30 protein-coding genes are annotated in these 25289 nt (G+C 60.8%); 12 read left to right on the top strand and 18 right to left on the bottom strand.

From position 1 onward, the window contains the following. Nucleotides 1–423: 423 nt before the first annotated feature. From rpmH to ACW8PS_RS13965, 11 genes are all read left to right on the top strand, one after another. Nucleotides 424–558, top strand: a complete 135-nt coding sequence (rpmH, locus tag ACW8PS_RS14015) for a 50S ribosomal protein L34 (protein WP_491528115.1) — start codon at nt 424–426, stop codon at nt 556–558. A 93-nt stretch (nt 559–651) separates the two neighbouring features. Then, nucleotides 652–1005 carry a ribonuclease P protein component gene (gene rnpA / locus ACW8PS_RS14010; RefSeq protein ID WP_491528114.1) on the top strand — a complete coding sequence of 118 codons (354 nt, stop codon included), beginning with the start codon at nt 652–654 and terminating at the stop codon, nt 1003–1005. Then, the gene (gene yidD, locus ACW8PS_RS14005; RefSeq protein WP_491528113.1) at nt 1002–1247 is read left to right on the top strand and encodes a membrane protein insertion efficiency factor YidD; all 246 of its coding nucleotides are present in this window, start codon (nt 1002–1004) and stop codon (nt 1245–1247) included. Before rnpA ends, yidD begins: the two co-directional genes overlap by 4 nt. A gap of 203 nt (nt 1248–1450) precedes the next feature. Next, the gene (gene ttcA / locus ACW8PS_RS14000) at nt 1451–2302 is read left to right on the top strand and encodes a tRNA 2-thiocytidine(32) synthetase TtcA (RefSeq protein WP_491528112.1); all 852 of its coding nucleotides are present in this window, start codon (nt 1451–1453) and stop codon (nt 2300–2302) included. Nucleotides 2303–2402: 100 nt separating this feature from the next. Then, nucleotides 2403–3953 (top strand): putative bifunctional diguanylate cyclase/phosphodiesterase, encoded by a 1551-nt coding sequence (locus ACW8PS_RS13995; RefSeq protein WP_491528111.1) that lies wholly within the window; start codon nt 2403–2405, stop codon nt 3951–3953. A gap of 122 nt (nt 3954–4075) precedes the next feature. Next, on the top strand, nt 4076–5893 hold the full coding sequence (gene yidC / locus ACW8PS_RS13990; RefSeq protein WP_491528110.1) for a membrane protein insertase YidC: 1818 nt from the start codon (nt 4076–4078) through the stop codon (nt 5891–5893). Further along, nucleotides 5890–6639, top strand: a complete 750-nt coding sequence (locus tag ACW8PS_RS13985; protein WP_491528109.1) for an MOSC domain-containing protein — start codon at nt 5890–5892, stop codon at nt 6637–6639. Before yidC ends, ACW8PS_RS13985 begins: the two co-directional genes overlap by 4 nt. Further along, nucleotides 6630–7280: a ribosome biogenesis GTP-binding protein YihA/YsxC gene (gene yihA / locus ACW8PS_RS13980; RefSeq protein ID WP_491528108.1), complete on the top strand. Its 651-nt coding sequence runs from the start codon at nt 6630–6632 to the stop codon at nt 7278–7280. The genes ACW8PS_RS13985 and yihA overlap by 10 nt, the downstream gene beginning before the upstream one ends. 50 nt (nt 7281–7330) lie before the next feature. After that, nucleotides 7331–8194, top strand: coding sequence for an acetylglutamate kinase (gene argB / locus ACW8PS_RS13975; RefSeq protein ID WP_491528107.1), 864 nt, complete (start codon nt 7331–7333; stop codon nt 8192–8194). A gap of 35 nt (nt 8195–8229) precedes the next feature. Further along, on the top strand, nt 8230–8853 hold the full coding sequence (locus ACW8PS_RS13970) for a ferredoxin (protein ID WP_491528106.1): 624 nt from the start codon (nt 8230–8232) through the stop codon (nt 8851–8853). After that, nucleotides 8850–9362, top strand: coding sequence for a SixA phosphatase family protein (locus ACW8PS_RS13965; protein WP_491528105.1), 513 nt, complete (start codon nt 8850–8852; stop codon nt 9360–9362). The genes ACW8PS_RS13970 and ACW8PS_RS13965 overlap by 4 nt, the downstream gene beginning before the upstream one ends. A gap of 53 nt (nt 9363–9415) precedes the next feature. On the opposite strand, the gene ACW8PS_RS13960 is transcribed toward ACW8PS_RS13965, so the two are convergent. The 11 genes from ACW8PS_RS13960 to ACW8PS_RS13910 form a co-directional block, all read right to left on the bottom strand. After that, nucleotides 9416–10210, bottom strand: coding sequence for an amino acid ABC transporter ATP-binding protein (locus ACW8PS_RS13960; protein WP_491528104.1), 795 nt, complete (start codon nt 10208–10210; stop codon nt 9416–9418). A 12-nt stretch (nt 10211–10222) separates the two neighbouring features. Next, nucleotides 10223–11533 (bottom strand): amino acid ABC transporter permease, encoded by a 1311-nt coding sequence (locus ACW8PS_RS13955; RefSeq protein ID WP_491528103.1) that lies wholly within the window; start codon nt 11531–11533, stop codon nt 10223–10225. A 1-nt stretch (nt 11534) separates the two neighbouring features. After that, nucleotides 11535–12752 (bottom strand): amino acid ABC transporter permease, encoded by a 1218-nt coding sequence (locus ACW8PS_RS13950; RefSeq protein ID WP_491528102.1) that lies wholly within the window; start codon nt 12750–12752, stop codon nt 11535–11537. A gap of 150 nt (nt 12753–12902) precedes the next feature. After that, complete coding sequence (locus tag ACW8PS_RS13945) at nt 12903–13919, bottom strand: amino acid ABC transporter substrate-binding protein (protein ID WP_491528101.1); 1017 nt, start codon at nt 13917–13919, stop codon at nt 12903–12905. Between the two features lie 245 nt (nt 13920–14164). Further along, a complete protein-coding gene (locus ACW8PS_RS13940) occupies nt 14165–14878 on the bottom strand; it encodes an ATP12 family chaperone protein (protein ID WP_491528100.1) in 714 nt (237 codons plus the stop codon). Continuing rightward, nucleotides 14875–15558, bottom strand: coding sequence for an HAD-IA family hydrolase (locus ACW8PS_RS13935; RefSeq protein WP_491528099.1), 684 nt, complete (start codon nt 15556–15558; stop codon nt 14875–14877). Before ACW8PS_RS13935 ends, ACW8PS_RS13940 begins: the two co-directional genes overlap by 4 nt. Next, entirely contained in the window at nt 15555–16604 is a 1050-nt protein-coding gene (locus tag ACW8PS_RS13930; RefSeq protein ID WP_491528098.1) for an RluA family pseudouridine synthase, read from the bottom strand. The genes ACW8PS_RS13935 and ACW8PS_RS13930 overlap by 4 nt, the downstream gene beginning before the upstream one ends. Then, nucleotides 16601–16981 (bottom strand): fluoride efflux transporter CrcB, encoded by a 381-nt coding sequence (gene crcB, locus ACW8PS_RS13925; protein WP_491528096.1) that lies wholly within the window; start codon nt 16979–16981, stop codon nt 16601–16603. Before crcB ends, ACW8PS_RS13930 begins: the two co-directional genes overlap by 4 nt. Nucleotides 16982–17012: 31 nt before the next feature. Next, a complete protein-coding gene (locus tag ACW8PS_RS13920) occupies nt 17013–18329 on the bottom strand; it encodes a replication-associated recombination protein A (protein WP_491528095.1) in 1317 nt (438 codons plus the stop codon). A 55-nt stretch (nt 18330–18384) separates the two neighbouring features. Then, entirely contained in the window at nt 18385–18972 is a 588-nt protein-coding gene (locus ACW8PS_RS13915) for an acyl-homoserine-lactone synthase (RefSeq protein ID WP_491528093.1), read from the bottom strand. A gap of 57 nt (nt 18973–19029) precedes the next feature. After that, nucleotides 19030–19641: an autoinducer binding domain-containing protein gene (locus ACW8PS_RS13910; protein WP_491528092.1), complete on the bottom strand. Its 612-nt coding sequence runs from the start codon at nt 19639–19641 to the stop codon at nt 19030–19032. A 73-nt stretch (nt 19642–19714) separates the two neighbouring features. Between ACW8PS_RS13910 and ACW8PS_RS13905 the strand changes: the two genes are divergently transcribed. Further along, nucleotides 19715–19885 (top strand): hypothetical protein, encoded by a 171-nt coding sequence (locus ACW8PS_RS13905; RefSeq protein ID WP_491528091.1) that lies wholly within the window; start codon nt 19715–19717, stop codon nt 19883–19885. Nucleotides 19886–19974: 89 nt separating this feature from the next. On the opposite strand, the gene rplQ is transcribed toward ACW8PS_RS13905, so the two are convergent. The 7 genes from rplQ to rplO all read right to left on the bottom strand — a co-directional run bounded on the left by rplQ (nt 19975) and on the right by rplO (nt 25234). Beyond that, on the bottom strand, nt 19975–20391 hold the full coding sequence (rplQ, locus tag ACW8PS_RS13900; RefSeq protein ID WP_491528090.1) for a 50S ribosomal protein L17: 417 nt from the start codon (nt 20389–20391) through the stop codon (nt 19975–19977). A gap of 132 nt (nt 20392–20523) precedes the next feature. Continuing rightward, entirely contained in the window at nt 20524–21540 is a 1017-nt protein-coding gene (locus ACW8PS_RS13895; protein ID WP_491528089.1) for a DNA-directed RNA polymerase subunit alpha, read from the bottom strand. A 113-nt stretch (nt 21541–21653) separates the two neighbouring features. Beyond that, nucleotides 21654–22043, bottom strand: a complete 390-nt coding sequence (rpsK, locus tag ACW8PS_RS13890; protein WP_491528088.1) for a 30S ribosomal protein S11 — start codon at nt 22041–22043, stop codon at nt 21654–21656. Between the two features lie 12 nt (nt 22044–22055). Further along, on the bottom strand, nt 22056–22424 hold the full coding sequence (gene rpsM, locus ACW8PS_RS13885) for a 30S ribosomal protein S13 (RefSeq protein WP_491528087.1): 369 nt from the start codon (nt 22422–22424) through the stop codon (nt 22056–22058). Between the two features lie 194 nt (nt 22425–22618). Beyond that, nucleotides 22619–23266, bottom strand: a complete 648-nt coding sequence (locus tag ACW8PS_RS13880) for an adenylate kinase (protein ID WP_491528086.1) — start codon at nt 23264–23266, stop codon at nt 22619–22621. After that, nucleotides 23263–24630 (bottom strand): preprotein translocase subunit SecY, encoded by a 1368-nt coding sequence (gene secY, locus ACW8PS_RS13875; protein WP_491528085.1) that lies wholly within the window; start codon nt 24628–24630, stop codon nt 23263–23265. The genes ACW8PS_RS13880 and secY overlap by 4 nt, the downstream gene beginning before the upstream one ends. Nucleotides 24631–24760: 130 nt before the next feature. After that, nucleotides 24761–25234, bottom strand: coding sequence for a 50S ribosomal protein L15 (gene rplO / locus ACW8PS_RS13870; protein ID WP_491528084.1), 474 nt, complete (start codon nt 25232–25234; stop codon nt 24761–24763). Nucleotides 25235–25289: the final 55 nt, after the last annotated feature.

Raw genomic sequence — 25289 nt, 5'->3', positions numbered from 1 at the left:
TTGTCGCGCAGCGCCTCGAAGCTCAGGAAATCAGACAGGAAATACCAACCGGCAAATGCGCCCGCGGCGATCAAGAGCAGAGGCAGATATCGGGTCATCGGATTTCCTGTCCGGGATGGGGCATCTTGCATCCTTGTGGCACCTTTGTGGTTGGCTTGACCAGAACATGCGCGCTTGGTGCCGCCGGCAACAGGCCCCTCACGTCCGCTTGATGGCGCGTGACCGTTCCGGGGCTCATATGTCAGGATTTGGCCCGAATTGCAGAAAAATTCGCCCCGATGTTTCAATCCGGGCATTTCCTCGGCGCGCAATTGTTGACACCGGCCCCGCATGGTCCTATTGCCCGGGCTTCATACGGGATTCTCTGACCGTCGATGCGCAGCCGCTGCGCGTTCCGGTCCGTGACGATACGGAGCTTTGAACATGAAACGCACTTTCCAGCCGTCCAATCTGGTCCGCAAACGGCGCCACGGGTTTCGTGCCCGCATGGCGACCAAGGCCGGCCGCAATATTCTGAACGCCCGCCGTGCCCGTGGCCGGAAGTCGCTCAGCGCCTGAAGCGCATTGTCGAGCTCGGGTGCGAAACGCGCATCCTGGATAAGCCCCTTCGGCCCCCCGGCCCCGGGGGCTTTTCGTGTTTCAGGAGGACCGATGGCGCATAAGTTGGAAACCCTGACCAAACGCCCCGATTTTTTGCGCGCCGCGCGGGGGGCCCGTGCCCCGATGCCGGGATTCCTGGTTCAGGCCCGCAAACGCCATGGCGATGAGCCCGCCGCGCCCGATCTTGTCCGGGTCGGCTATACCTGTTCCAAGAAGGTCGGCAATGCGGTGGCGCGCAATCGCGCCAAGCGGCGGCTGCGCGAGATTGCCCGCGCCATCGTGCCGCTTGAAGGACAGCCGGGGTGGGATTACGTGTTGATCGGACGCGCCGAGGCGACCGCCAGCCTGCCGTTGGAGGTAATGAAGGCGGATCTTCGCCGCGCCTTGAGAAAGCTGCACGCATGACACCCCTTGCCCATATCGCCGCCCTGCCCGTGCGCGCCTACCGGTTGATCTTTTCCCCCTGGGTCGGGTTCAACTGCCGCTATCAGCCGACCTGTTCGGCCTATGCGCTGGAGGCGCTGGAAAAGCACGGGGCCATCAAGGGCGGCTGGCTGGCGGCCAAACGTATCGGGCGCTGCCACCCGATGGGATCGTCTGGCTATGATCCGGTGCCCGATCCGCAGGACGATGTGCCCGGCGATTGATACCAGGCCCGGTCAGACGCGTCAGCGGCGCGAAATTCTTGGAAAACCTGCCCTTGCTCTGATTGAAGGTGCGGCGCGAAAAGAAGTAATCCATCAAACCCTGCACATACGCGCGCAGTATCGCCCAGAATGGCCCTTTATCAAAACCGTTGCCAGCCTGCGTCGGCTCACCTATGCGTAGCCGCGATGCCCGGAGGCAACCGATGCTTGACGATACCGACGATATCCACCCGCTTTTTCACGGCGCGCCGAAGACCGCCGAATTCAAGAAACTGCGCAAGCGGATCATCCGCGGCACCCGCGACGCGATCGAACGCTATGGCATGATCGAACGGGATGCACGCTGGTTGGTCTGCCTGTCGGGCGGCAAGGACAGCTATACCCTGCTGGCCGCATTGACCGAGCTGAAATGGCGCGGGCTGCTGCCGGTTGATATCCTCGCCTGCAATCTCGATCAGGGTCAGCCGGGGTTTCCCGCAACAGTGCTGCCGGAGTTTCTGGCCAGGATGGGCATCGAACACCGCATCGAATATCAGGACACCTATTCCATCGTCATGGATAAGGTGCCGCAGGGGCGCACCTATTGCGCGCTTTGTTCGCGGCTCCGGCGGGGCAATCTCTACCGTATCGCGCGTGAAGAAGGCTGTTCGGCGATTGTGCTTGGCCATCACCGCGATGACATTCTGGAGACGTTCTTTCTCAACCTCTTTCACGGCGGCAAACTGGCCACGATGCCGCCCAAGCTGCTCAATGACGCGGGCGATCTTTTTGTCTATCGCCCGCTGGCCCATCTGGCCGAGGCCGATTGCGAACGGTTTGCCACCGCAATGCGCTATCCCATCATCCCCTGTGACCTGTGTGGCAGCCAGGATGGGCTGCAACGTCAGCAGATCAAGGCCATGCTGGATACATGGGAGGCGCGCAGCCCCGGCCGGCGGCAAAAGATGTTTTCGGCCCTGATGAACGCCCGGCCTTCGCATCTGCTGGATCCGGCGCTGTTCGACTTTGCCGGGCTGATGCGGTCGGAACAATTCGACCTAAATCCTAAGAACTGATCCTGAGGTCTTAACAGCCTGTCAGGCAGTTTGGCTTAGCTCTTTTTCCTGTGAATACCCCCTTCAATGCGAAAGGGGACGCCAGGATATGAGGCCGCACATGCGAGGATCTTCGACCGCCCGGTTCGACAATATCATTCATGGAATTCGATCTGCGCTGTCGCGGGTCGAGATCCTGGCGATGTTCCCGCTGCTGGCTGTGGGCGCTGTCTGGTGGGGCGAGGCTGAGATCATCTTTGCCACATCCGTTTTGCTGCCCGCGCTATTGGCGCTTCAGGCATTGCGCCCGCCAGACCGGAAAACCGGCGATGCGGGCCCACGCGACGGCAAGACCGGCCTGCAGATGCGCGAAGGCTTCCTGGCAGCGCTTGACCATGCCATGAACAGCCCCCAGGCGCAGGGCCGCGCCACCGCCTGCCTGATCGCCGAAATAGACGGTTTTCCCGATCTCGTCGCCCGGTGGGGGTCTGCGGCTGGTGACCAGATCCTGCGCCGCAGCGCCGAACGGCTGCAAACCTCGTTGCGGCGTGGCGATGCCGTCGCCTGTATTGGCGAGGGGCGGTTTGCCATTGCTCTGGAACCGATTGCAAACGCCAAGCTGGATCTGGTGGTATCGGTCATCGAACGGCTGCAACGCGCCCTGTCGGAACCCGTGGCCATTGCCGGTTCCGCCGCCCACCCGACCTTGTCTGTCGGCTTTGCCACCCCGGCGCAGACCGATTTCGGCACCGCCGAATGCGTGCTCGATGCCGCCCTGACCGCTTTGATCGAGGCCCGCCGCAATGGTCCGGCGGGCGTGCGCGGCTACTCAGAGCGGGTCAAAACCCGATCACAGCGCCGCCACGGCCTGGCCGAAGAAGTTGACGATGCCTTGCGCTCCGGCGCGATCCGGCCCTGGTTTCAACCACAGATCTCAACCGATACCGGTGCCATTTCCGGGTTCGAGGCGCTGGCGCGCTGGCATCACGGCGAAGAAGGCGTGCTGATCCCGCCCGATTTTCTGCCCGCCGTGGAGGATGCCGGATGCATGGCCCGGTTGGGCGAGGTCATTCTGGCGCAATCGCTGGCCGCACTCAGCGTCTGGGACGAGGCCGGGTTTGTCATCCCGTCGGTTTCGGTCAATTTTTCGGCCGAGGAACTGCATGACCCGACCCTTGCCGACCGCGTCAAATGGGAGGTCGACCGCCGCGACCTGCGCCCCGCACGCCTGACGGTCGAAATTCTTGAAACCGTTGCCGCGCAATCACAAGATGACATCGTGGTGCGCAATATCGAACAGCTCAGCAGCCACGGGTTCAATATCGACCTGGACGATTTTGGCACCGGCAGCGCCGCCATTGCAAATATCGCCCGCTTCCGCGTCAACCGGATCAAGATCGACCGCAGTTTTGTCACCAGGATGGACCGCGAATCAAGCCAGCGGGCCGTGGTTGCGGGTATTCTGGCGCTGGCCGAACGCCTGGGCGTTGCCACCGTGGCTGAAGGGGTCGAAACCGAGGGCGAACAAAGCGTGCTGGCGCAATTGGGCTGCGATTACATCCAGGGCTATGGCCTGTCACGCCCGATGCCGCTGGAAGACACAATCGGCTGGATCAGGTCACATCAGGAAAAAATCGCCCAAACGCCAAGGATCGGGCGGCGCGCGAGCTGATTTCACTGTCCCGACGGGGCCAATCCGCGCGCCACGCCCCGCCAGACGGGAAAAGCCCTTGACCTTTCCAGCCTCAGTCTGTTGAACCTCCGTGGATTCAATCAAGGCTGGACGCAGGCACAATGGACAATCAGAACAGGAATTTCATTCTTGCAATGGCGCTAAGCCTTGGCGTCATCCTCATTTGGTCGGTCCTGTTTCCGCCCACCGATCTGCCGGTCGCCCCGGACAGCCCCGAGACCAGTGTCGCCACGGATGCCACCGGGACCAATATTGCCCTGACACCGCCGACAGCCGATCTGGCAGAACCGACCGGAACCGATGCCCCGCCCGAAGCGGCCGCTGAAACGCCGCGCATCACCATCGACACCCCGTCGCTGTCGGGGTCGATCTCGCTGACCGGCGGGCGGCTCGATGATCTCGAACTGCGCAATTATTTCGAAACCCTCGACGAAGGTTCGCCCAATGTCCGCCTGCTGTCGCCGGTCGGGGAGGACGGGGCCTATTACGCGCTTTATGGCTGGACCCCCGGCGGTGATCTGGGCTTCGAGGATGTGCCGGGTGCCAATACTCTGTGGCAGGTCGAAAGCGGCGACCGTCTGACCGAGGAAACGCCGGTGACGCTGCGCTGGGACAATGGGAACGGCCTGATCTTCCGCCGCACCATCTCGGTTGACGAAGATTTCCTGTTCACCATCACCCAATCGGTGGAAAACACCACCCAATCCGCCGCCCGCATGGCCCCCTATGGCATCGTCGCCCGCCACGGGTTGCCCGATGATCTGCAAAACTTCTTCATCCTGCATGAAGGCGTCGTGCAAAGCTCGGACGGAACACTGAACGAGATCGCATATGACGATATGCCCGACCTGGATTTCGTCGAACGGGAAGGCGCGCGTGCCGAGGTGACGGAAGTGACCGAGCAAGGCTGGATCGGCTTTACCGACAAATACTGGATGACCACGCTGGTCCCCGAAACCGGTCAGCCCTTTACCGCCGTGTCGCGCTATGTGGCGGGGGCCGATATCTACCAGACCGAGGCGCGCCTGCCGGCGGTCACCGTTGAGCCCGGCCAGACGGTTGAGCGTAGCACGCGGCTCTTTGCCGGTGCCAAGGAATGGGCCACGATCCGCAATTATCAGAATGAAACCGGCATTGACGGCTTTCTGGATTCCATTGACTGGGGCTGGTTCTACTTCCTGACCAAGCCGATCTTCTGGCTGTTGCACAACCTCAATGCCCTGATCGGAAATATGGGCATCGCAATCATCGCGTTGACGATTCTGATCAAGGCGGCGCTGTTTCCACTGGCATATAAATCCTATGTCTCGATGGCGAAAATGAAAGAGCTTCAGCCCAAGATCGAAGAGATGAAGGAGCGCGCCGGCGATGACCGGCAGAAACTGCAACAAGGCATGATGGAGCTTTACAAGCGCGAAAAGGTGAACCCCGCCTCGGGCTGTTTGCCGATCCTGTTGCAGATTCCGATTTTCTTCTCGCTCTACAAGGTGATCTTTGTCACCCTTGAACTACGCCACGCGCCGTTCTTTGGCTGGCTGAATGATCTGTCGGCCCCCGATACGTCGTCAATCCTCAACCTTTACGGATTGCTGCCCATCGCAGCCCCCGAACCCGGCTCCATCATGGCGCTGATCTTCATCGGCGTTCTGCCGCTGCTGTTGGGTATCTCCATGTGGTTGCAGCAGAAACTGAACCCGGCCCCCACCGATGCAACGCAGGCGATGATCTTTGCCTATTTACCCTGGATCTTCATGTTCATGTTGGGCAGCTTTGCCAGCGGCCTGCTGGTCTACTGGATCACCAACAACACGATCACCTTCATCCAGCAATATACGATCATGCGCACCCAGGGGTTCAAGCCGGATGTGTTCGGCAATATCCGTTCCAGCTTCAAGCGCAAGAAATCGGATGACACATGAGCGCCCGCGTCACCGGGCTGTGGCGCCATCCCGTCAAAAGCCACGGCCGTGAGGCGCTGGACAATGTCCGCCTGACCGCAGGCGCAACCATGCCCTGGGACCGGACCTGGGCGGTGGCCCATGATGCCTCGCGGATCAGCGGAACCGAATGGGCCCCATGCCCAAATTTCACGATCGGATCAAAGGCCCCCGGCCTGATGGCGATCAACGCACGCTTGGATGAAGCCACCGAAACCCTGACCCTGACGCATCCCGACCTGCCCGATCTGACCTTCCAGCCCGATGCCGACCCGCAGGCGCTGATCACCTGGACCAAGCCCCTGATACCGGAGGGTCGCGCCCAATCGGCACGCATCCTCCGGCTGCCGGGGCGTGGCATGACCGATACCGATTTCCCCTCGGTCAGCATTGGCAATATGGCCTCGCATCGGGTGGTGGCGGCGAAACTGGGGCAGAGCCTGTCGGAAAAGCGCTGGCGCGCGAATATCTGGTTTGACGGCATGCCGCCCTGGGAGGAAGGCGACTGGATCGGTCGCACCATCCGCATTGGCAGCGCCGAGATTGCGGTGCGCGAACCTGTGGTGCGCTGCCTGGCCACCGCGGCCAATCCTGATACCGGCAAACGCGACGCCGATACGCTTGGGGCGCTGAACGCGGCGCGCGAATTCTGCGTCTATGGCGAGGTGGTCGCCACCGGCGATATCGCGCATGACGATCCGATCGAGGTGCTCTCAAAATGGAACTGACCTTTCCTCTGGCACCAGACCCCGATGCCGCTACCGCCGAAAAGGGTCGGCGGCTCTTTGCCGGCGGGGCCGAGTTCCTGAAAGGTGTCGTGGCGATGGACGGGATGCCGCCGGGCGACCGGATGGAGGTCTGTTTTGCAGGTCGGTCCAATGTCGGCAAATCCACCCTGATCAACGCGCTGACCGGCCGCAAGGCGCTGGCCCGCGCCTCGAACACGCCCGGGCGCACCCAGGAAATCAATTTTTTCACCCTTGGCGATACCCGTTACCTGGTCGATCTGCCCGGTTATGGCTATGCCAATGCGCCGGTGAAAGTGGTCGAGAAATGGCAACGCCTGCTCAAGGCTTACCTGTCGGGCCGCGCCAATCTGCGCCGCGCCTTTGTGCTGATCGATGCGCGCCACGGGGCCAAGCCGGTCGATGCCGAGATCATGACCCTGCTGGACCGCGCCGCGGTGCCGTTTCAGGTGGTGCTGACCAAATCCGACAAGATCAAACCGGCCGAGTGCGAAACCATGCTGGCACAGGTCCGGGCCACATTGGCCAGACACCCGGCCGCTTATCCCGAGCTTGTCCTGACCTCCTCGGATAAGGGCGACGGCATCGAGACATTGCGCGCCATCATCGCGGGCATTACTTGAGCCAACCGCCGCACGCGCGTATCAAGGTCTGATCAAAGGGCCACATTTCCATGAAGAAACAAACCGCCATGTCCCGTGACTATGCCGCCACCGCCCGCACCCTTTCTGAGGCGCTGCCCTATCTGCAACGTTTTGCCGGGGCCAACGTGGTGATCAAGTTTGGCGGCCATGCAATGGGCGATGATGACGCGATGGCCACCTTCGCCCGCGACATCGTGCTGTTGCAGCAGGTCGGCGTGAACCCGGTGATTGTCCATGGCGGCGGGCCGATGATCAATCAGATGCTTAAAAAGCTTGGTGTGGTGTCGGAATTTGTCGATGGCATGCGGGTGACCGATGCGGCCACGGTCGAAATCGTTGAAATGGTGCTGTCGGGCAGCGTCAACAAGCGCATCGTGCAGGCGATCAATGCCCAGGGCGGGCGCGCCGTGGGGCTGTCGGGCAAGGATGCCAATCTGGTTGTCTGTGACCCCGCCGACCCGAAACTGGGGTTCGTGGGCATTCCCGCGGAGGTCGATCCAAAGGTGCTGCATGGCCTGTTCAAGGATAATATCATTCCCGTCGTGGCCCCGTTGGGCGCTGGCCGCGAAGGCGAAACCTTCAATATCAACGGCGATGTCGTCGCCGGCGCGATTGCAGCGGCCCTGCAGGCCGACCGGCTGCTGCTGCTGACCGATGTGGCGGGCGTGAAAAGCGCCGCCGGCGATGTCATGACCGAACTGACGGCGCAGGATGTGGAACGCATGGTTGCAGAGGGCACCATCGCGGGCGGCATGATCCCAAAGGTCGAAACCGCCGTAAAGGCCGTGCGCGCCGGTGTGCGGGCCTGCACCATCGTGGATGGGCGGGTGACCAATTCGGTTTTGCTGGAACTGTTCACCGATCATGGTGCCGGCAGCATGATCCGCGCCTGAAGGGCCGGGGCTTGGAATACGCACAGATCGCCAGCATGACCGCTGCTGAAGGGCTGGCCATCTTTGGCGGCTTTCACCCCGTGGCCTCTGACCTCTGCCCCCAAGGCACCGCCACGATGTTGTTGCTCTGCCCCGCCGAGCCGGGATTCTGGGCGCGCATATTGACCCAGCCCGAAATGCACGACGGCGATGCAGATCCGGTTGACCGCTGGTCTGCCCGCGTTGTCGGCGCGTTGGCAGCAGCTCTGCAGGGCAGCCCGCTCTTTCCCTTTGGCGGCCCGCCCCACCTGCCCTTCATCGCCTGGGCCACCCGCACAGGACGCGCCTGGGCGTCGCCGGTGGGGATGCTGGTGCATGACCGGGCCGGGCTGATGAACTCGATCCGGGGGGCCATTGCGCTGCCCATCCATGTCGATCTGCCCGCCACGGGTGCCCGCCCCTGCGATAGCTGCGAGCAACCCTGCCGCGCTGCCTGCCCGGTAAACGCATTGGGGGCGGATGGTTATGATGTGGCGGCCTGCCACGGGTTTCTGGATACGGAGCCAGGCCAGGGCTGCATGAGCCATGGCTGCGCCGCCCGGCGCGCCTGCCCCATCAGTGCCCAATCAGGTCGCCTGACTGCGCAATCGGCCTATCACATGAGGCAGTTTCACACATGACCCTGACCCTGATCCTGATCCGCCATACGAAATCTGACTGGGATGATCCGCGCCTGACCGATCATCAACGGCCGCTGAATGACCGTGGCCGCCGGGCCGCGCCGCGTGTGGGGGCCTGGTTGGCCGAGGCAGGGCTGATCCCGCAAGAGGCGTTGGTGTCAGACGCCATGCGCACCCGCGAAACCTGGAGCTATATCGCCACCCAACTGCCCGACCCGCCCGCGCCCATATTGCTGCCGGGCCTCTATCTGGCAGGCCCCACCGCGATGCTGACCCATCTGCACGCGGCCAGGGCCGATTGCGTTGCCATGGTGGCACATAACCCCGGCACCGGTGTTCTGGCCGCAATGCTCGCCGCCACGCCACCTGCGCACCCGTCTTTCGGGCGCTATCCGACAGGGGCCACGACCGTGCTTGAATTCGACGCCGAAACATGGCGCTCGGTGCAACCCGGAATGGGCCGGCTCCGGGGTTTCATAGTCCCGCGCGACCTGCCCGATCCGGCATGAAAAAACGCCCCAGTCGTTGCAACCGGGGCGTTTTCAGACATTGCGAAATCCGTTCAGTGGCCCAGAATCTGGCTCAGGAACAGCTTGGTCCGTTCGCTTTTCGGGTTGTTGAAAAACTCTTCCGGTTCATTCTGTTCGACGATCTGACCGGCATCCATGAATATCACCCGGTTGGCCACCTGCCGCGCAAAGCCCATCTCATGGGTCACCACCAGCATGGTCATGCCTTCTTCGGCCAGTTGGATCATCGTATCCAGAACTTCCTTGATCATCTCGGGATCGAGCGCCGAGGTCGGTTCATCGAACAGCATGATCCGGGGCCGCATGCACAGGCTGCGGGCGATGGCCACGCGCTGCTGCTGACCACCCGAAAGCTGGCCGGGATATTTGTCGGCCTGTTCGGGGATCTTGACCTTGTTAAGGAAATACATTGCCGTTTCCTCGGCTTCCTTCTTGGGCGTCTTGCGCACCCAGATCGGGGCCAGGGTCAGGTTTTCCAGCACCGTCAGATGCGGGAACAGGTTGAAGTGCTGAAACACCATGCCAACCTCGGACCGGATCTTGTCGATGTTTTTCAGGTCATTCGACAGCTCGGTGCCATCGACCACGATCTTGCCCTGCTGATGTTCCTCCAGCGCGTTGATGCAGCGGATCAGCGTCGATTTGCCGGACCCGGAAGGTCCGCACACCACGATCCGTTCGCCCCGGTTCACCGTCAGATCAATGTCGCGCAACACGTGGAACGTGCCAAACCACTTGTTCATATTGGTGATTTCGATGGCCACCTCATCCGATACGGCCATTTTCGACCGGTCAGTGGCCCGTTCTTGAGTTGATGTATCAGTCATATCAAACGTTCCTTAGCGATGCTCGGTGTTGAGCTTGCGCTCCAACCATTGCGAATAGCGGGACATGGAAAAACAGAAGATCCAGAAGCAGAGCCCGATGAAGATGAACAGTTCCCAATAGATGCCATTCCAATCGGTGGAAGCGCGGATCAGGTTGGAAAACTGTATCGGATCGCTCAACCCGATAAAGACCACCAGTGTGGTGTCCTTGAACAGCCCGATAAATGACGACACGATACCGGGGATGGATACTTTCAGAGCCTGCGGCAGGATGATCAGCTGCATGGATTGCCAGTAATTGAGGCCAAGGCTGTCGGCCCCCTCATACTGACCCCGCGGCAAGGCGGCCAGACCACCCCGAACCACCTCGGCGATATAGGCCGACGAAAACAGGGTTACCATGATGATGACCCGCAGCATCAGGTCGAAATTGGTGCCCGGCGGCAAGAAGTAGTTGAGCAGCAGCGACGCGGTGAACAGCCAGACGATCAACGGAATTCCGCGGATGACCTCGATATAGATGACCGAAGATTTGTTGATGATAAAGAGGTCGGACTGCCGCCCGAGTGCCAGAAACACGCCCAGGGGCAATGACAGGATGATGCCTGTGACGCCGATCACCAGCGCCAGAAGAAAGCCGCCGAACTGATCAGAGCCAATCGACTCGATCCCGATCGGCAAGACGCCCTGCAAAGCGTTGCCCAGCGGTGCCGAGAAGTAGAGCCAATACAGGATCGGCACAACAATGGCCGCCAACGTGGCCCCCAGCGAACCCAGGATACTTTGTGCGTAGGTCAGGAGAGCCCATGCCAGCACAAAGCCAAGCGCAACTGCGACCGGCCCCCAGATCGACCCGCCCCAAAGCAGGAAATAGGCGACAAAAGGCGTCGCAAACGTCAAGAGCAGAAGCTTGCGCGGCGCGTGATCGAACAGGATCGGCACCACTGCGCCACCAAACAGGATCAGCGTCAGGATCGGTCGCCAATACTGATCGGACGGGTAGAAGCCGAACAAAAGCTGATGCCAGCGATCCGTGATGACCGCCCAACAAGCGACCTCGCGGCCCTCGCCATAAAGCGAATCCCTGATTTCACGGCATTCGTTCAGAGAGTCGGCGTTCCAGATGCCGCCCAAAGCCCACGGGCCGATACCGGCCAGCACGTAATAGACCACGTAGAGTGAGACCACGGTCATGACGGCATTGGGGATGGAGGAGAAGAGATTCTCGCGCACCCACCGGATTGGCCCCATTTCAGACACCGGCGGGGCCTGTTCAGGAAGCATTTCGGTGCGCACAAAAGACTGGGTATGTGACTGGCTCATCTCAGCGCTCCTGCAATTTCACGGAGGCATTGTAGATATTCATCACCCCGGCAATCGACAGCGACGTGATCAGGTAGAAGAGGCCAAGCAGCATCATCCCCTCCAGCTCACGGCCCGTCTGGTTGATCGTAATCCCGCCCAGCGTCGCGCGCACATCCATGTAGCCCACGGCAATGGCGAGTGACGAGTTTTTGGTCAGGTTCAGATATTGCGAGATCAAGGGCGGGATAATCACACGCAACGCCTGCGGCAGCACGACAAGGTTCATCGTGCGGTTCGGGCGCAGGCCAAGCGCGCTTGCGGCCTCGGTCTGGCCATGGCTGACGGCCAGAATACCGGCGCGCACGATCTCGGCGATGAAGGCCCCGGTATAAAGCGACAATGCAATCCACAGCGCAATCAGCGAGTTTCGCAAATGGGTGCCACCCTGGAAGTTGAAGCCCTGCAATTCCGGGTAATTCAGCCCGACGGGCCGGCCCAGGATGAAGTAGAAGATCAGCGACGGGAGAATGAACAATGCCAGCGAAACCCAGAAGACAGGCAGAATATCCCCGGTCGCCTCTTGCCGTTTGCGGGCATAGGAGCGGAACAGATAGATGCCGACCAGTGACGCAACAAAGACCAGGATAAGCCAGATCGATCCCGGCCCCCAGTCCAGCCCTGGGATATAAATCCCCCGGTTGGTGATCGCGACGGAATCGAATAGATACATCGTGGCGGTGGCGTCTTCACCCCGGAATTCCCGCGGCTGCGGTGTCGCCTCTGTCATCACGGCAAAAATCACGATGATCCACAAAAGCAGCGGAATATTGCGGAAACCTTCAACATAGACAGTCATCAGGCGACCGACGATCCAATTCTTCGACAGGCGCAACACACCAGCGGTAACGCCCAAGATCGTCGCGGTAATACAGCCCAGAAGTGCGACCAGAAGCGTGTTCAGGATGCCGACAAAGGCAGCCCGCGCATGGGTGCTGTCATTGCTGTATTCGATCAGGCGCTGGTTGATATCATACCCCGCGCGCTGTGACAGGAACCCGAAATCAAAATCCTTGCCCAGTGCGGACAGGTTCTGAACTGTGTTGTTGGCCAGCCAGACAATGCCGGCCAAGATCAGAATGGCGGCTACGGCCTGGATGGTGATCGAACGATAGCGGCTGTCGTAAATAAGCTGACTAAGTCGGAATGACTCGGCAGGCGGGTCTGTGATCGCTGACATAGCAGGGAACCCCGGTTCTGTTGGGTAAGCCGATCCATCCGACGCTGCCTCGTTGGCTCGGGCGGTCTGGTCGATCGGTCATTTCGTTTTCTTGGCCAGAAAGTAGAGTAGAGAGGGGCGCGAGCATGACCCGCGCCCCTCCATCAGATTCTAGCGGAACGGCGGCGAATAAAGCAGCCCGCCATCAGTCCATTGTGCGTTCAGACCACGCGACAGGCCAATCGCCGAGTTTTCGCCGATATTGGTTTCGAAAATCTCACCGTAGTTGCCAACAGCCGAGATCGCCTGAAGCGCCCAACCGGCGTCCAGACCCAACATCGCGCCCAGTTCACCTTCGGTGCCCAGAAGACGGTTGATCTCGGGGTTGTTGGTGCCAGCAGCCAGTTCAGACACGTTGGCCGAGGTCACGCCCAGCTCTTCTGCTGAGATCAGCGCGTTCAGCGTCCAACGAACGATATCGCCCCATTCGCTGTCGCCATGGCGAACCAGCGGACCGAGCGGCTCTTTCGAGATGATCTCGGGCAGAACGACATGCGCCGCCGGATCCTCAAACGTGGCGCGCGTTGCGGCCAGGCCCGAGGCGTCGGTGGTATAAACGTCGCACGCGCCAGCCAGATACTGCTGCTGCGCTTCGGCGTTGGTTTCGATCGGAACCGGCTCATAGCTCATGTTGTTGGAGCTGAAGAAGTCAGCCAGGTTCAGTTCGGTGGTGGTGCCGGTCTGGATGCAGACGGTTGCGCCGTCCAGTTCCAGTGCCGAGGACACGCCCAGATCGCGCGGAACCATGAAGCCCTGACCATCGTAGTAGTTGATGCCCACGAATTCAAAACGCAGGTCAACGTCACGGCTGAAGGTCCAGGTGGTGTTCCGGGCCAGCAAGTCGACCTCACCCGAGGCCAGCGCGGTAAAGCGGGTCTGGCCGGTGGTGGGAACGAAATTTACAGCGGAGGGATCGTTGAAGATGGCAGCCGCGACGGCACGGCATACATCGACGTCAAAGCCTTCCCACTCACCGCTGGCATTGGGTGCGGCAAAGCCGACCAGACCGGTGGTGACGCCGCAGTTCAGTGCGCCGCGCGCGCGGACTTCGTCCAGCGTTTGTGCGGACACAAAGCCAGCTGCGAGTCCAGCCACGGCAAGCGTGCCGAGAAATACGGATTTTTTCATTTTTACCTCTTCCTGATGGAACGCCGCATGAGGGTGAACCCATGGGCGGTTTTATTGACCATTGTGGCCATTGCTATTGCGCTGAAGATGCCTGAGCCTCTCCCAACAGTCCTTAATTGGGCAAATCTGGCCCGGCAGGTCAAGGGTTCGTTCCGGGGAAATGGCTGGCACTCAACTTTACGTAGGGTAAGTATATCGGTTTCAAGGGCCGCTGCACAACAGCAGTTTCACCGATTTTTATGGGGTCAGTTGCCGCCGCAGAGATCCAGAAAACGGGCCGCATGCAGGAACGCCGCGCGCTTTATTTCAGCCGCTTGCGTAGCCTCCTCATCCGCGCCCCATTGCGAGATCTGCCAGTTCTCATCGATTCGGCTCAAGGCCCAGGCCGCCTCTGCACTGCCTGCTCCATCCGCCGCCCACAAACCCAGAACCAGCGATCCTGACAGGGTGACCAGATCGTGCAGCGCAGTCATTGAAAAGGGTTTGAACCCGGACACAGCCGCATGAAATGCTGCCAGGCTGGTAGCGGGTTGGGTGGCAGGCAGAATGCCAGGAACCACGGTCAGCGGCGCGCCATACCGGTCTGCGGCCCAGGATAAAACAGGGTTCCAGCCCTTGTTTTGCTGGTCGATCAGACCCTGTGGATGATCGGCGCGGTGACACAGCAGATCGGTTTCGGCATAGCCCGCCAGCATCGCCGCAACTTCGGCGTGCTGCGGCGTGACCTTGTCCAGCGCTGCATTGGCCGACCGGGTCATCGGCATCGACGCCGGATCAATCACGCCGTCCTGTGCCTGCCATTCCGCCGCCACCGCCTCGGCCATGCCGCGCGTCGGCAGTGCCAGCAGCGTTTTCAGCGGCGTGCGCACCGGGCGATCGTCCAACCGCACCTCGAAACCGAACTCACCCTCGGCAACGCTGGCATCCTGCCAGAACCGCCTGGCTTTCCATTCGCTCATTCCAGCCCCCAAATCCGGCCCAGGCAAGGCATCACCGCAGAGAAATCCTCCAGCAGGTCGATGGCCCCGGCCTGAAACAATCTTTTCCGGTCATGATAGCCCCAGGTGACGCCAATCGGGTGAACATGGGCATTTCGGCCCATTTCCATGTCAAACGCCGTATCCCCGAGAATCGCTGCATCCTGCGCCGCGACCCCAAAGTCGGCCAGACAGGCATGGATCATTTCCGGGCTTGGTTTGGACGGGTGATCATCGGCTGTCTGCACCGATTGAAACATCCCCTCCAGCCCATGCATTTCGATCACATGCGCCATGCCACGGCGCGATTTTCCGGTGGCCACAGCCAGCAGAATATCGTCGCGCGCGGCCAGCCTGTCCAGCACCTCCCGCGCACCGGAATAAAGCGGCGACATCCCCGCTTCGCCCGCAGCCCTCAAATCGGTAAACCCCTGTTTGTAACCATCAATGATACGGGTCTTTGTGACGGCATCGGTATCGGGGGCCAGGTGACCCACCAGAACCGGCAAGGACAGGCCGACCAGGCCCAGAACGGTGCCGCGATCCGGCACCGGCAGCCCGACCCCGTCAAAGGCGCGCGCCATCGCGCCCAGAATATGCGCCTGACTGTCGATCAGCGTGCCATCGACATCAAAGATCACCATCCGCAGCGGCGTGGTCAAAATTCCGGCTCCGCGAACGGGTCGGCGGGCACATCGCGTTCATGCCAGTCCAGAACATCCCAGGTGCGTTTCATGTGCTCGGGCATCGGCGCGATCAGATTGATCTGCGCGCCTGTAAATGGATGCTCGAAGCTGAGCGAACGGGCATGCAGATGCAGCTTGCGGCTGATTTCACCGCCCAATTGCGCGCCCCAGCCATCGCCCAGATTTTCCTGCCCCGATCCGCCATATTTGCCGTCACCAATCACCGGATGGCCAAGCTCGGCCATATGGGCGCGCAGCTGATGCGTGCGCCCGGTGACCGGCACCATCGCCACCCAACTGACCCGACCGCCAAGCGCCGACAGGGTCGCGTAATCGGTGGTGGCGCGTTTGGCCCCTTCGGTAGCGTCGACATCGCGCGGGTGGATGCAATGCATCTTTTCGCCTTCGCCGCCCTTGCCGTGACCCGGTGCCTTCACCAGCCCGAACCGGATCGTGCCCATACGCGGATGCGGCACGCCAGCGACCGCGCCCCAATAGATCTTGCGCGTGTCACGATGGCGAAAGGCCGCCGTCAGTTTGGCTGCTGCCAATCGGGTGCGCGCCATCAGCAAAACGCCCGAGGTATCCTTGTCCAGCCGATGCACCAGTCGCGGCTTTTCATCGAGACCGAAACACAAAGCATCCGCCAGCCCGTCGATATGGCGGGTCTGCCCGGTGCCGCCCTGTGTCGGCAATCCCGGCGGTTTGTTCAGCGCAATGATATGATCATCGCGGTAGAGCACCAGATTGCGCATCATCTGCGCATCGGCATCGGTTATCTTTACCCGGGTTGTCCCCGGCGCGTCGATCACGTCATCGGGCAAGGGCGGCACGCGCACCATCTGCCCGGCCTGCAACCGCGTCGCGGCCTTGACCCGGCCACCATCGACCCGGATCTCGCCCTTGCGGCACAATTTTTCGATCACACCATGCGAGATATGCGGAAATTGTCGGCGAAACCATCGGTCCAGCCGCTGATCCGCGTCATCGCGGCCTATTTCAATCGTCTGAACCCGACTCATGCAAACACCCCCCGGGCGACCATCAGCCCCAAGACAAGACCCAACAGGGAAAACACCACTGACAAAACCACATAGAGAGCCGCCGCGCCATGATCGCCGCGCTCATAAAGCGTGACCGCCTCCAATGAGAACGCCGAAAAGGTGGTGAACCCGCCCAACAGGCCAGTCACCACGAAAGGCGACAGATATGTCAGGCCGCGATTCGCCGCGACCACCACGAAAACACCCATCAGAAACGAGCCGATGACATTGACCATGATGATCGCAACCGGAAACGGGTTGTGACCCACAAGGCGCACAATCATCAGCCCCGCCGAATAGCGCAAGCTGGCCCCGATTGCGCCGCCAAGCGCCACTTGAAGAAGGGTTGTAAACATGGCCGGGGTTTGTGGGTTTGGGCGGCGCTTGTCAACCGCCCTGCCGCTTGGCGCGCAGCTTTGCAAAATAGGCGATACGCTTGGCCAGATCGCGTTCGAACCCGCGCTCGACCGGTTGGTAAAACCCGGCGCGCGCCACGGTTTCGGGAAAGTAATCCTGGCCCGAAAACCCATCCTCGGCATCGTGGTCATAGGCATATCCCGCGCCATAGCCCTGGTCCTTCATCAGACCTGTGGGCGCGTTCAGGATATGTTTGGGCGGCGGCGCTGATCCGGTTTTGGCCGCCACCTTGCGCGACGCCTTATAGGCCACATAGATCGCGTTCGATTTCGGGGCCAGCGCCAGATAGGCCACCGCCTGCGCCAGCGCCAATTCGCCTTCGGGGCTGCCCAACCGTTCATAGACCTCCCAGGCATCCAGGCAGATCCGTTGGGCCTGCGGGTCGGCCAGCCCGATATCCTCGACCGCCATCCTTGTGATGCGGCGGGCCAGAAACCGCGGGTCTTCGCCGCCTTCCAGCATCCGCGCCAGCCAGTAAAGTGCGGCATCAGGGTCGGAGCCGCGCACCGATTTGTGCAAGGCGGAAATCAGGTTGTAATGGGCATCGCCCGATTTGTCATATTGCGCCGCGCGCCGGTTCAGGCGCTGGCCAAGCTGCACCGGGTCCAGCGGCTCGGCAATCTTCCACGCCACCACCTGTTCAACCAGGTTCAGCAGCGCCCGGCCATCGCCATCGGCCATCTCGCGCAGGCAAATGCGCGCCGCATCGCTCAAGGGCAGGCTCAGCTCCAGCGCATCCTCGGCGCGCTGCAACAGCTCCTCCAGATCGCCATCGCTCAGCCGTTCCAGCACCAATACCTGCGACCGCGACAGCAGGGCGGCGTTCAACTCGAAGGAAGGATTTTCCGTGGTCGCGCCAACCAAAAGGATGGTGCCATCCTCCATATGGGGCAAAAACCCGTCCTGCTGCGCCTTGTTGAACCGGTGGATTTCATCGACGAACAGCAATGTGCCCGCCCCGTTCGCATGGCGGATCCTGGCCGCCTCGAAAACCTTGCGAAGATCGGAAATGCCGGTAAAAATCGCGCTGATCTGGACGAAATGCAGGTCGCTTTCCTGCGCCAGCAACCGCGCGATGGTGGTCTTGCCCACACCGGGCGGCCCCCAGAACACCAGTGAGCCCAAAGCCCCCGCATCCAGCATCCCGCGCAGGCTGCCCTCCGGCCCAAGCAGAGGTGCCTGGCCGATCACGTCCCGCAAGGCACGCGGACGCAGCCGGTCAGCCAGAGGGCGTGGGCCGGCGGCGTTGGCGGTGTCGGGCGGGGCAGGTGCGAACAGATCGGCCATGCCCACACCCTATGCGTTTGATCGCGTCGGGAAAAGCCATAGGGCACCCCCCCGCTTAGTGCATTTTTGTGGCCATGCTGATGGTGACGCAGCGGCTTTCTTCACCGTCGATATCCAGCACCCGCCCTGCCGGCACGCAATCAAGACCCACCCGGCGCGCCAGACGGTGGGAATTGGCCGGGATGATACCCAGAACCGATGTCGCCCCCAATTCCCGGGCCGATGTCACCATCTCCGAGATCAATTGCATCTGCACCCGCATACGCAGCTTGGCCGGCACATCGCGGCTGACGAATACCCGGCTGCTTTCCCAGATATGCGGGGCGACGGGGGCCTGCCCATCCAACAGGTCGGACGGGATGGTATCGAGCAACCCGCGCTGTGCGTCGCGGATCATGTAGGTGTAGATGCCACAGCGGTGGATCGTTGGCGTCAGCCGCACACCGGCCAGAACCTGGCCAAATTCATGCACCGCGATCCAGCGGCTTGCGGGGGTATCATACTGGTCAAATTCCATGCCGTTGGCTTGTGGAAGGTCCCAGTTGTTCTGAACGATGAAGGTCTGGTGACGTGCGCGCAGCATATTTGCGAACAGCTCACCGTGGTTGTGCATGTTCTCGAAGGAAAGGGTCGTGACTTGCATTGAGGTGCCTCCTGGTTGGCGGTTGAAAAACCTGCACCGAGGCAACTGCGTCTGCTATCATAATAATCGGAATTCCCGTGCTTTTTTCAATGCTTCAGCCGTGGTTCGCGCACCCAGACGAACCCTGGCCGATGACAGGCGCGCCTTCAGCGCGCTTTCGGAAATACCCAGCTTGGCAGCCGCTGCGGTATGGCGATCACCATCGGCGATCAGGCGAAGCGCCTCGATCTGAGCCTTGGTGAGTTCCGTCGGAGGGGCCGCGGCATCATGCAGGGCCCTGGCGACCACTGCGATGGCGTCTATCTCCGCATCGGTGAATTCTCTGTCTGACCGGGCGCATCCGATGATGGAGCGCGAGGTGATCGGGCCGCAGGACACCACCGCACCAAACAGCAGATCATGCCGTTTGGCCTTTTGCATGATACTGAACGGGTCCGGCAGCCGGATCTCGCTCCACCTGGTCTGGCCGCTGATGCCGATCCCCCAGAATACCAGGGGATCGCGCAGCGCGTAGGCGTTGTCCTGATACTCCTGCTGCCATGCGGCGGGATATGTGCTTCGTAAAATAAGGGGAGAGGCAAAACGAATGTGCAGCCCGACGGTATATCCTACCGGGGCAAGCGCGCCTAACTGATTAAGCAATGATATGAGTACTCTACTATTTGGCATGTCTAATTAGACAGGTTGTCTGAATTCGGGGCGATCGTAAAGTGTTTATATTATGAATAATCAGGCGAGTCGAATGTCCGAGAAGGTAAACCCGGATCTTTTCGCGCGTCTTATGGGCCTGTCCCATCCGGCACGCAGGGATCTTTTGGAGTTCATGGGGGAGACCCCGATAGAGGAAGCCGAGCTTGAGCGTCTGATCGATGAGATTGCGCAAAAGGGCAAGACGCCCCCCAAGCCGTCCTGACCGCAGCCCCGCAAGACGGCCAGCAGCACGAGAAAACCCCGCCCTTTTCCCAAAGGCGGGGTTTCTTGTTTCCTGAGGGAAGAGCGTGCCTATTCGGCGGCCTCTTCCGCCTCGACGCGGGCACGGTCACCGGCGCCTTTGGCATCCACGTCGCGGTCGACAAATTCGATGATCGCCATCGGGGCCATGTCGCCATAGCGAAAGCCCGCCCTCATGACGCGCACATAACCGCCCTGACGTTCGGCATAGCGGGGGCCAAGAATGTCAAACAGCTTTGCCACATAGGCATCCTGTTTCAACTGGCTTGCGGCCTGACGGCGCGCGTGCAGATCGCCGCGTTTTGCCAGCGTGATCAGTTTTTCAACGATCGGGCGCAGTTCCTTTGCCTTGGGCAGGGTGGTCTTGATCTGCTCATGTTCAATGAGCGAGCCGGCCATATTGGCCCACAGCGCCTTGCGGTGTTCGTGGGTGCGGTTCAGGCGGCGGTAGCCTCGTGCGTGACGCATGGGTTGGGTCTCCTTACATTTTTCTTTGTCCGGGGACAGGTCGCGTGCCGATCCCTCACCTATTGGGGCCTCATTGCCCAGTCGTCGGACGAGGCCTGAACCTCGCCCGCAGGGTGGAATATCATCCCACCATCAAAAGTTGTCTTCGAACTTCTTCGCCAGGTCCTCGATATTGTCGGGCGGCCAGTCGATGATGTCCATGCCCAGATGCAGGCCCATTCCCGACAGCACTTCCTTGATCTCGTTCAGGGATTTGCGGCCAAAATTCGGGGTGCGCAGCATCTCGGCTTCGGTTTTCTGGATCAGATCGCCGATATAGACAATATTGTCGTTCTTCAGGCAGTTTGCCGAGCGCACCGAAAGTTCCAGCTCGTCCACCTTCTTCAGCAGCAGCGGATTGAACTCCAGATCATCCTCATCATCCTGACGGCTGGCGCTTTCCGGCTCATCGAAGTTGACGAAGATGCTGAGCTGATCCTGAATGATCCGCGCCGCATAGGCCACGGCATCATCGGGCGTCAGCGAGCCGTCGGTTTCCAGCTTCAGGGTCAGCTTGTCATAATCCAGCACCTGGCCCTCGCGGGTGGGCTGCACATCGTAGCTGACCTTTTTCACCGGCGAATAGATCGCGTCGATGGCAATCAGGCCAATCGGGGCGTCCTCGGGGCGGTTCTTGTCGGATGCGACATAGCCCTTGCCGGTATTGACCGTCAGCTCCATGAACAGATCGGCACCGTCATCGAGGTGGCAGATCACGTGATCGCGGTTCAGGATCTCGATCCCGGCGCTTTCAGAGATGTCGCCCGCGGTCACGACCTTGGGGCCCTTGGCGCTGATCGAGACCCGCTTGGGACCATCGACATCCATCCGGATCGACACGCCCTTGAGGTTCAGCACGATATCGGTGACGTCTTCACGCACGCCCGAAATCGAGGAAAACTCATGCAGCACGTTGTCGATCTGGACGCTGGTGATGGCAGCACCTTGCAGCGAAGACATCAACACGCGACGCAGCGCATTGCCGAGCGTCAGACCAAAGCCACGTTCCAGCGGTTCGGCCACGACGGTCGCCTGACGTGCAGGGTCATTGCCGGGATTCACCACCAATTGGGTGGGCTTGATCAGCTCTTGCCAGTTCTTATGGATCATGTGTCGCCTCCATTCTTGTTTCGGGCCGTGATCCGGGGCCGAAACGCTCGAGGATCAAAATGACACCACGGGGCCGTGCGAAATTGCACGGTCCCGAGGAGAGATACGAATACTTAAACGCGGCGGCGTTTGGGCGGGCGGCAGCCATTATGCGCCATCGGCGTGACATCACGGATAGCGGTGATGTTAAGGCCAATCGCGGCCAGGGCGCGCAGCGCGCTTTCGCGGCCGGAACCGGGGCCCTGCACTTCAACCTCCAGCGTTTTCACGCCGTGTTCCTGTGCCTTCTTGCCAGCATCTTCAGCGGCCATCTGCGCCGCGTAAGGCGTGGATTTCCGGCTGCCCTTGAAGCCCATGGTGCCAGCCGAGGACCATGCGATTGCGTTGCCCTGAACATCCGAGATCAGAATCTTGGTGTTGTTGAACGAACTGTTCACATGGGCAACCCCGGTGGCGATGTTCTTGCGCTCTTTGCGCTTGGGTGCTCTTTTATCGCGTGCCATAGATCTGCCCCCCTATTTCTTCTTGCCGGCAATGGCCCGTGCGGGGCCTTTGCGGGTGCGTGCGTTGGTATGGGTGCGCTGACCGCGAACGGGCAGGTTACGGCGATGACGCAGGCCACGATAGCAGCCCAGATCCATCAGACGCTTGATATTCATCTGCGTTTCACGACGCAGGTCACCTTCGACGCTGAAATTGGCGTCGATATGTTCGCGGATTTGCAGAACTTCGCCATCCGACAGCTCATTGACGCGGCGGGCGGTGTCGATACCGACGGCTTCGCAAATCTGAGCGGCCGATGAGGGGCCAATTCCGGTGATATAAGTCAGCGCGATCGGAACGCGCTTGGCGGTGGGGATATTCACGCCAGCAATACGTGCCACGTAGTTTTTCCTTTTCGTTGCGGTTCCGTGCTTCCAGAACCTTTTTTCACAACCGAAAGCCCAGGGCGATCTGCCACCGGGCCTTCGAAACTGGTTTGCAATCTGGGAGCCGCGATCACGCGGCGGGTCCGTTTGCGATTCCCTTGCGGGACGCTTGCAGTTAGGGGCTTTTCAACCTGGGGTCAAGGGGTGGTTCAGCTCTTGTCAAGAACTTCATTGATAGCCGCCGTGACAGCGTCCATTTCGGCCATTCCGTCGACGGCCACATGCTTCCCCTTGGCATAATAATACCCGATCAGGGGCGAGGTATCACGGTAATAGGCCAACAATCGCGTGCGAAAGCTTTCCTCATTGTCATCGGCCCGGCGGGTAAACTCCGTGCCGCCGCATTTGGCGCATTTGCCATCGGCGGGCGGCGGTCTGGTCACATCGTGATAGACCTCGCCGCAGGTTGCGCAGGTCGACCGACCAGTAACGCGCGACACCAGCGCCTCATCATCGACCTTCATCTCGATCACGGCATCGAGGCTTTGGCCCGACCGCTCCAGAAGATCGCCCAATGCATCGGCCTGCGCCAAGGTGCGTGGGAACCCATCGAAAATAAAACCACCGGCCTTAACGGTCGTGAACTGTTCCTCGATCAGGCCGATCACGATCTCATCGGTCACCAGATCGCCACGCGCCATCACATCGGCGACCTTTCTGCCCATCTCGGTGCCCGAGCTTTGCGCAGCGCGCAGCATGTCGCCGGTCGAAAGCTGCACCATGTTGCGCGCATCAACCAGACGCCGCGCCTGCGTGCCTTTGCCAGCACCGGGCGGGCCGAGAAGAATAATGTTCATCTGCGTGCGGGCCCTTTGCGTGGTTTCCGGGCACCACCCTTGCGGCCGCGCAGCTGCGATTTTTCGATCAGCCCCTCATATTGATGGGCCAGCAGATGGCTTTGCACCTGTTGCACCGTATCCATACCGACCGAGACGATAATCAGGATCGAGGTGCCGCCGAAATAGGCGGTAATCGCCAGTTGCGTTCGGATGATCTCGGGCAGCAGCACGACCAGTGCCAGATAGCCCGAACCAAGCACCAGAACCCGAATCACCACATATTCCAGATACTCGGCCGTTTTCTGACCGGGGCGGATACCGGGAATAAAGCCATTCTGGCTTTTCAGATTGTCGGCAACGTCATCGACCTTGAACGACACGTTGAGCGTGTAGAAATAGGTGAAGAAGACGATCATACCGGTAAAGAAGATCAGGTAGAGCGGTTGACCGGGGCCAAACATCGTCAGAACCCAGGTCATGATCGGCCCGGCATTGGCCCCTGAGAAGGTGCTGATCGTGGTCGGCAACAGCAAGAGAGACGAGGCAAAGATCGCCGGGATCACGCCTGCGGGGTTCACCTTGACCGGCAAATGGCTGGATCCGCCATCATAGACCTTCATCCCCACCTGTCGGCGCGGATACTGGATATGGATCTTTCGCAATGATCGCTCCATGAACACCACGAATGTCAGCGTCACCAGCAACATTGCGATAACGCCAAGCGTCGCCGGGGCCGAGATTGCACCGGTCCGGCCGCTTTCAAAGAACTGCGCCAGCGCGCCGGGGATCTCGGCGATGATGCCGACAAAGATGATCAGCGAAATACCGTTGCCGATGCCGCGCGCGGTGATCTGTTCGCCCAGCCACATCAGGAACATCGTGCCGCCGACCAGCGTCACCACGGCGGCCGCACGGAAATACCAGCCCGGATCAGAGGCCAGACCGCCCGCCTCGAGACTGACGGCAAGACCATAAGCCTGGAAAGTCGCCAGCAGAACCGTGCCATAGCGCGTATACTGGTTGATCTTCTTGCGGCCCTGCTCGCCCTCTTTCTTGATGCTTTCCAGCGCCGGAACCATGGCCGTCATCAGCTGAATGATGATCGAGGCCGAAATATAAGGCATGATGCCAAGCGCAAACACGCCCATCCGCCCGATGGCACCGCCGGTAAACAGGTTGATCACCCCGCCCAGACCCGCCGCCGCCTGATCCATGAAGGCGCGCAGCTCGGTGCCGTCGATACCGGGAACCGGGATATAGGTGCCCATGCGGTAGATGATCAGAAGGCCAAGGGTGAACAGGATGCGTTGGCGCAGCTCGGTCGCTTTGCCAAAAGTGCGCCAGCTCAGGTTGGCCGCCATTTGCTCTGCAGCAGATGCCATGTGGTTTCTCTCATGCACTGCGCCGCGAGATCGGGGGCGACCACGCGGCGCGGGAAGAACGTTGACAAAAGATGTAAGCGCTAACGGGCGCGCTCACAAGCATTCATAAGGTCACGATGCCGCCAGCGGGCTATTGCGCCGCAGCCGCAGCCGCCACAGTCAGGCTGCCACCGGCTTTTTCCACCGCCTCAACGGCTGATTTGGAGGCCCCGGTGACGGTCAGGTTGACCTTCGCGGAAAGCTCACCCTTGGCCAGAACGCGCACGCCATCCAGCTTGCGCCGCACCAGACCCGACGCAATCAGCGCATCCTCGGTGATGTCGGATGTCGCGTCCAGCTTGCCATCATCGATGAATCTCTGGATCAGGCCCAGATTGACGACGGCGAATGCCTTGCGGTTGGGCTTGTTGAAGCCGCGCTTGGGCAGACGCTGATAGAGCGGCATCTGGCCGCCCTCATACCCGTTCAGGGACACACCCGAGCGGGATTTCTGACCCTTGATACCCCGGCCAGCGGTTTTACCCTTGCCCGAGCCGGGACCACGGCCAACGCGCTTTTTGGTCTTGGTCGCGCCAGGATTGTCGCGCAGTTCATGCAGTTTCATTATCGCTTCTCCTTGCCGGAACTGACCCCCGAAGCGATCTGGGGCCAAACACGGC

Source organism: Alterinioella sp., from assembly GCF_058343375.1.
This window is presented reverse-complemented; position numbering and strand designations above follow the sequence as displayed.

Coding starts and splice junctions, on each gene's coding strand:
- rpmH (WP_491528115.1), top strand. CDS start 424: ATGAAACGCACTTTCCAGCCGTCCAATCTGGTCCGCAAACGGCGCCAC.
- rnpA (WP_491528114.1), top strand. CDS start 652: ATGGCGCATAAGTTGGAAACCCTGACCAAACGCCCCGATTTTTTGCGC.
- yidD (WP_491528113.1), top strand. CDS start 1,002: ATGACACCCCTTGCCCATATCGCCGCCCTGCCCGTGCGCGCCTACCGG.
- ttcA (WP_491528112.1), top strand. CDS start 1,451: ATGCTTGACGATACCGACGATATCCACCCGCTTTTTCACGGCGCGCCG.
- ACW8PS_RS13995 (WP_491528111.1), top strand. CDS start 2,403: ATGCGAGGATCTTCGACCGCCCGGTTCGACAATATCATTCATGGAATT.
- yidC (WP_491528110.1), top strand. CDS start 4,076: ATGGACAATCAGAACAGGAATTTCATTCTTGCAATGGCGCTAAGCCTT.
- ACW8PS_RS13985 (WP_491528109.1), top strand. CDS start 5,890: ATGAGCGCCCGCGTCACCGGGCTGTGGCGCCATCCCGTCAAAAGCCAC.
- yihA (WP_491528108.1), top strand. CDS start 6,630: ATGGAACTGACCTTTCCTCTGGCACCAGACCCCGATGCCGCTACCGCC.
- argB (WP_491528107.1), top strand. CDS start 7,331: ATGAAGAAACAAACCGCCATGTCCCGTGACTATGCCGCCACCGCCCGC.
- ACW8PS_RS13970 (WP_491528106.1), top strand. CDS start 8,230: ATGACCGCTGCTGAAGGGCTGGCCATCTTTGGCGGCTTTCACCCCGTG.
- ACW8PS_RS13965 (WP_491528105.1), top strand. CDS start 8,850: ATGACCCTGACCCTGATCCTGATCCGCCATACGAAATCTGACTGGGAT.
- ACW8PS_RS13960 (WP_491528104.1), bottom strand. CDS start 10,210: ATGACTGATACATCAACTCAAGAACGGGCCACTGACCGGTCGAAAATG.
- ACW8PS_RS13955 (WP_491528103.1), bottom strand. CDS start 11,533: ATGAGCCAGTCACATACCCAGTCTTTTGTGCGCACCGAAATGCTTCCT.
- ACW8PS_RS13950 (WP_491528102.1), bottom strand. CDS start 12,752: ATGTCAGCGATCACAGACCCGCCTGCCGAGTCATTCCGACTTAGTCAG.
- ACW8PS_RS13945 (WP_491528101.1), bottom strand. CDS start 13,919: ATGAAAAAATCCGTATTTCTCGGCACGCTTGCCGTGGCTGGACTCGCA.
- ACW8PS_RS13940 (WP_491528100.1), bottom strand. CDS start 14,878: ATGAGCGAATGGAAAGCCAGGCGGTTCTGGCAGGATGCCAGCGTTGCC.
- ACW8PS_RS13930 (WP_491528098.1), bottom strand. CDS start 16,604: ATGAGTCGGGTTCAGACGATTGAAATAGGCCGCGATGACGCGGATCAG.
- crcB (WP_491528096.1), bottom strand. CDS start 16,981: ATGTTTACAACCCTTCTTCAAGTGGCGCTTGGCGGCGCAATCGGGGCC.
- ACW8PS_RS13920 (WP_491528095.1), bottom strand. CDS start 18,329: ATGGCCGATCTGTTCGCACCTGCCCCGCCCGACACCGCCAACGCCGCC.
- ACW8PS_RS13915 (WP_491528093.1), bottom strand. CDS start 18,972: ATGCAAGTCACGACCCTTTCCTTCGAGAACATGCACAACCACGGTGAG.
- ACW8PS_RS13910 (WP_491528092.1), bottom strand. CDS start 19,641: ATGCCAAATAGTAGAGTACTCATATCATTGCTTAATCAGTTAGGCGCG.
- ACW8PS_RS13905 (WP_491528091.1), top strand. CDS start 19,715: ATGTCCGAGAAGGTAAACCCGGATCTTTTCGCGCGTCTTATGGGCCTG.
- rplQ (WP_491528090.1), bottom strand. CDS start 20,391: ATGCGTCACGCACGAGGCTACCGCCGCCTGAACCGCACCCACGAACAC.
- ACW8PS_RS13895 (WP_491528089.1), bottom strand. CDS start 21,540: ATGATCCATAAGAACTGGCAAGAGCTGATCAAGCCCACCCAATTGGTG.
- rpsK (WP_491528088.1), bottom strand. CDS start 22,043: ATGGCACGCGATAAAAGAGCACCCAAGCGCAAAGAGCGCAAGAACATC.
- ACW8PS_RS13880 (WP_491528086.1), bottom strand. CDS start 23,266: ATGAACATTATTCTTCTCGGCCCGCCCGGTGCTGGCAAAGGCACGCAG.
- secY (WP_491528085.1), bottom strand. CDS start 24,630: ATGGCATCTGCTGCAGAGCAAATGGCGGCCAACCTGAGCTGGCGCACT.
- rplO (WP_491528084.1), bottom strand. CDS start 25,234: ATGAAACTGCATGAACTGCGCGACAATCCTGGCGCGACCAAGACCAAA.